Source organism: Luteimonas padinae, from assembly GCF_014652935.1.
Classification (GTDB): Bacteria; Pseudomonadota; Gammaproteobacteria; order Xanthomonadales; family Xanthomonadaceae; genus Luteimonas; species Luteimonas padinae.
The window spans coordinates 1-5,260 of sequence record NZ_BMZT01000020.1; the positions used below are offsets into that span (position 1 = coordinate 1).

The following is a 5,260-nucleotide window of genomic DNA, read 5'->3' on the forward strand; positions in this document are numbered from 1 at the left end:
AAGTGAAGAGTTTGATCCTGGCTCAGAGTGAACGCTGGCGGCAGGCCTAACACATGCAAGTCGAACGGCAGCACAGGGGAGCTTGCTCCCTGGGTGGCGAGTGGCGGACGGGTGAGGAACACATCGGAATCTGCCTATTTGTGGGGGATAACCTCGGGAAACCGGGACTAATACCGCATACGACCTACGGGTGAAAGCCGGGGACCTTCGGGCCTGGCGCAGATAGATGAGCCGATGTCGGATTAGCTAGTTGGAGGGGTAAAGGCCCACCAAGGCGACGATCCGTAGCTGGTCTGAGAGGATGATCAGCCACACTGGGACTGAGACACGGCCCAGACTCCTACGGGAGGCAGCAGTGGGGAATATTGGACAATGGGCGAAAGCCTGATCCAGCCATGCCGCGTGAGTGAAGAAGGCCCTCGGGTTGTAAAGCTCTTTTGTTGGGAAAGAAAAGCCATGGGTTAATACCCTGTGGTTCTGACGGTACCCAAAGAATAAGCACCGGCTAACTTCGTGCCAGCAGCCGCGGTAATACGAAGGGTGCAAGCGTTACTCGGAATTACTGGGCGTAAAGCGTGCGTAGGTGGTTCGTTAAGTCTGATGTGAAAGCCCTGGGCTCAACCTGGGAATTGCATTGGATACTGGCGGGCTAGAGTACGGTAGAGGGTGGCGGAATTCCTGGTGTAGCAGTGAAATGCGTAGATATCAGGAGGAACATCCGTGGCGAAGGCGGCCACCTGGACCAGTACTGACACTGAGGCACGAAAGCGTGGGGAGCAAACAGGATTAGATACCCTGGTAGTCCACGCCCTAAACGATGCGAACTGGATGTTGGGTGCAACTAGGCACTCAGTATCGAAGCTAACGCGTTAAGTTCGCCGCCTGGGGAGTACGGTCGCAAGACTGAAACTCAAAGGAATTGACGGGGGCCCGCACAAGCGGTGGAGTATGTGGTTTAATTCGATGCAACGCGAAGAACCTTACCTGGCCTTGACATGTCGCGAACTTTCCAGAGATGGATTGGTGCCTTCGGGAACGCGAACACAGGTGCTGCATGGCTGTCGTCAGCTCGTGTCGTGAGATGTTGGGTTAAGTCCCGCAACGAGCGCAACCCTTGTCCTTAGTTGCCAGCACGTAATGGTGGGAACTCTAAGGAGACCGCCGGTGACAAACCGGAGGAAGGTGGGGATGACGTCAAGTCATCATGGCCCTTACGGCCAGGGCTACACACGTACTACAATGGGAAGGACAGAGGGCTGCGAACCCGCGAGGGCAAGCCAATCCCAGAAACCTTCTCTCAGTCCGGATTGGAGTCTGCAACTCGACTCCATGAAGTCGGAATCGCTAGTAATCGCAGATCAGCATTGCTGCGGTGAATACGTTCCCGGGCCTTGTACACACCGCCCGTCACACCATGGGAGTCTGTTGCACCAGAAGCAGGTAGCTTAACCTTCGGGAGGGCGCTTGCCACGGTGTGGCCGATGACTGGGGTGAAGTCGTAACAAGGTAGCCGTATCGGAAGGTGCGGCTGGATCACCTCCTTTAGAGACTAAAGACAGCATGATTGCCTGTCAGGCGTCCGCACAAGTGACCTGCATCCAGGAGTTCCACGGCTCATGCCGGGGGACCGACCCCGTTTCGGGGCCTTAGCTCAGCTGGGAGAGCACCTGCTTTGCAAGCAGGGGGTCGTCGGTTCGATCCCGACAGGCTCCACCATGCTGGGGAAGACTATGGGTCTGTAGCTCAGGTGGTTAGAGCGCACCCCTGATAAGGGTGAGGCCGGTGGTTCGAGTCCTCCCAGACCCACCATTCCTGGATGATCTGCGCACACACATGAAGATTTGAATCGGGGCGGCACTGTGGCCGGCCCGTGTTCTTTGAAAACCAGGGACGTAGCGAGCGTTTGGGACGAATATCCAGACGTGTCGTAGAGGCTAAGGCGGGGCCCTCGAGGCCCTAGAGATTGAGTGTATGTTTCGCGCTGCCGGGCTTTGTACCCCTGGTGGCACGTCATATGGCTCCGAGGCGACTTGGGGTTATATGGTCAAGCGAATAAGCGCACACGGTGGATGCCTTGGCGGTCAGAGGCGATGAAGGACGTGGCAGCCTGCGAAAAGTGTCGGGGAGCTGGCAACAAGCTTTGATCCGGCAATGTCCGAATGGGGAAACCCACTCCGCAAGGAGTATTGCATGGTGAATCCATAGCCATGCAAGGCGAACCCGGTGAACTGAAATATCTAAGTAACCGGAGGAAAAGAAATCAACCGAGATTCCCCCAGTAGCGACGAGCGAACGGGGAGCAGCCCAAAAGTTGTTCCGGTTCTAGGAAAACAGTCTGGAAAGACTGGCCATAGAAGGTGACAGCCCTGTATTCGAAAGGGCCGGAATGATGAAAAGTGAGTAGGGCGGGGCACGAGAAACCCTGTCTGAACATGGGGGGACCATCCTCCAAGGCTAAATACTCCTGACCGACCGATAGTGAACCAGTACCGTGAGGGAAAGGCGAAAAGAACCCCGGAGAGGGGAGTGAAATAGATCCTGAAACCGTGTGCGTACAAGCAGTAGGAGCCCTTCGGGGTGACTGCGTACCTTTTGTATAATGGGTCAGCGACTTACTGTTCGTGGCGAGCTTAACCGTATAGGGGAGGCGAAGGGAAACCGAGTCTGATAAGGGCGCATAGTCGCGGGCAGTAGACCCGAAACCGGGTGATCTAGTCATGCCCAGGGTGAAGGTACCGTAACAGGTACTGGAGGCCCGAACCCACTCCCGTTGCAAAGGTAGGGGATGAGGTGTGATTAGGAGTGAAAAGCTAATCGAACCCGGAGATAGCTGGTTCTCCTCGAAAGCTATTTAGGTAGCGCCTCGCACGAATCTTCCTGGGGGTAGAGCACTGTTATGGCTAGGGGGTCATTGCGACTTACCAAACCATTGCAAACTCCGAATACCAGGACAGACTATGCGGGAGACACACGGCGGGTGCTAACGTTCGTCGTGAAAAGGGAAACAACCCAGACCCACAGCTAAGGTCCCAAATTCCATGCTGAGTGGAAAACCATGTGGAAAGGCACAGACAGCCAGGAGGTTGGCTTAGAAGCAGCCATCCTTTAAAGAAAGCGTAATAGCTCACTGGTCGAGTCGGTCTGCGGGGAAGATTTAACGGGGCTAAGCATGGAACCGAAGCTTGGGGTGCACACTTTGTGTGCGCGGTAGAGGAGCGTTCCGTAAGCCGGTGAAGGTGAGTTGAGAAGCTTGCTGGAGGTATCGGAAGTGCGAATGCTGACATGAGTAACGATAATGCGGGTGAAAAGCCCGCACGCCGAAAGCCCAAGGTTTCCTTGCGCAACGTTAATCGACGCAGGGTGAGTCGGCCCCTAAGGCGAGGCAGAAATGCGTAGTCGATGGGAAGCTGGTTAATATTCCAGCACCTCGCACAAGTGCGATGGAGGGACGGAGAAGGTTAGGTCTACCAGGCGTTGGTTGTCCTGGGGAAAGGCGGTAGGTTTGGGTCTTTGGCAAATCCGGGACCCTTCAAGACCGAGCACCGAGACGAGCTCATTAGAGCGAAGTGACTGATACCACGCTTCCAGGAAAAGCTCCTAAGCTTCAGCTTGTGCAGACCGTACCGTAAACCGACACAGGTGGGTAGGATGAGAATTCTCAGGCGCTTGAGAGAACTCGGGTGAAGGAACTAGGCAAAATGGTACCGTAACTTCGGGAGAAGGTACGCCCCCTTTGGTGGCCACATGCGTGGCTGGGCTGAGGGGGGCCGCAGATACCAGGCCGCTGCGACTGTTTATCAAAAACACAGGACTCTGCAAACACGAAAGTGGACGTATAGGGTCTGACGCCTGCCCGGTGCCGGAAGGTTAATTGATGGGGTCAGCCGCAAGGCGAAGCTCTTGATCGAAGCCCCGGTAAACGGCGGCCGTAACTATAACGGTCCTAAGGTAGCGAAATTCCTTGTCGGGTAAGTTCCGACCTGCACGAATGGCGTAACGATGGCGGCACTGTCTCCACCCGAGACTCAGTGAAATTGAAATCGCTGTGAAGATGCAGCGTTCCCGTGGCAAGACGGAAAGACCCCGTGAACCTTTACTATAGCTTTACACTGAACGTTGAGTTCGTCTGTGTAGGATAGGTGGGAGGCTGTGAAGTGCTGGCGCCAGCTGGCATGGAGCCATCCTTGAAATACCACCCTGTCGTGCTTGACGTTCTAACCTGGGTCCGTAATCCGGATCGGGGACCGTGTATGGTGGGTAGTTTGACTGGGGCGGTCTCCTCCCAAAGAGTAACGGAGGAGCTCGAAGGTACGCTCAGCGCGGTCGGACATCGCGCACTGTGTGCAAAGGCATAAGCGTGCTTGACTGCAAGATCGACGGATCAAGCAGGTACGAAAGTAGGACTTAGTGATCCGGTGGTTCTGTATGGAAGGGCCATCGCTCAACGGATAAAAGGTACTCCGGGGATAACAGGCTGATACCGCCCAAGAGTTCATATCGACGGCGGTGTTTGGCACCTCGATGTCGGCTCATCACATCCTGGGGCTGTAGTCGGTCCCAAGGGTATGGCTGTTCGCCATTTAAAGTGGTACGCGAGCTGGGTTCAGAACGTCGTGAGACAGTTCGGTCCCTATCTGCCATGGGCGTTGGAGATTTGAGAGGGGCTGCTCCTAGTACGAGAGGACCGGAGTGGACGAACCTCTGGTGTTCCGGTTGTCACGCCAGTGGCATTGCCGGGTAGCTACGTTCGGAAGCGATAACCGCTGAAAGCATCTAAGCGGGAAGCGCGCCTCAAGATGAGATCTCCCGGGGCACAAGCCCCCTGAAGGAACCATCAAGACCAGGTGGTTGATAGGCTGGGTGTGTAAGTACAGCAATGTATTGAGCTAACCAGTACTAATGATCCGTGTGGCTTGACCATATAACCTCAAGTGGCCTTGGACTCGACGACGCGTCGATATCCGGCACAAGCTTCGCTACGTCCCTACTTATTCGCCAACGGCGGAGCTGATCCATGGCTCCGTTCCGAGGCAACCCAACGAGAGCGTGTGCGCGTCAAGCCAGCACCACCGGCCCGCGACCCTCCACCCTCTCCCTGGTGACAATAGCTTTGTGGAACCACCCGATCCCATTCCGAACTCGGAAGTGAAACGCAAACGCGCCGATGGTAGTGTGCATCCAGCATGCGAGAGTAGGTCATCGCCAGGGTCTTTACCCCAAAACCCCGCAGCCTCGGCTGCGGGGTTTTTCTTTGGGCGCG

Annotated in this window: 2 tRNA genes and 3 rRNA genes; all 5 read left to right on the forward strand. The window is 55.8% G+C overall.

Going from position 1 to position 5,260, the window contains the following annotated elements:
- A 16S ribosomal RNA gene (locus IE168_RS14280) occupies positions 1-1,544 on the forward strand.
- A gap of 96 nt (positions 1,545-1,640) precedes the next feature.
- Positions 1,641-1,716 (forward strand) — tRNA-Ala (locus IE168_RS14285).
- Between the two features lie 16 nt (positions 1,717-1,732).
- Positions 1,733-1,809, forward strand: a tRNA-Ile gene (locus tag IE168_RS14290).
- 233 nt (positions 1,810-2,042) lie between these two features.
- A 23S ribosomal RNA gene (locus IE168_RS14295) occupies positions 2,043-4,921 on the forward strand.
- Between the two features lie 173 nt (positions 4,922-5,094).
- Positions 5,095-5,208 (forward strand): 5S ribosomal RNA (gene rrf / locus IE168_RS14300).
- The 16S, 23S and 5S rRNA genes sit together here with 2 tRNA genes alongside, the layout of an rRNA operon.
- The last annotated feature ends 52 nt before the right edge of the window (positions 5,209-5,260 follow it).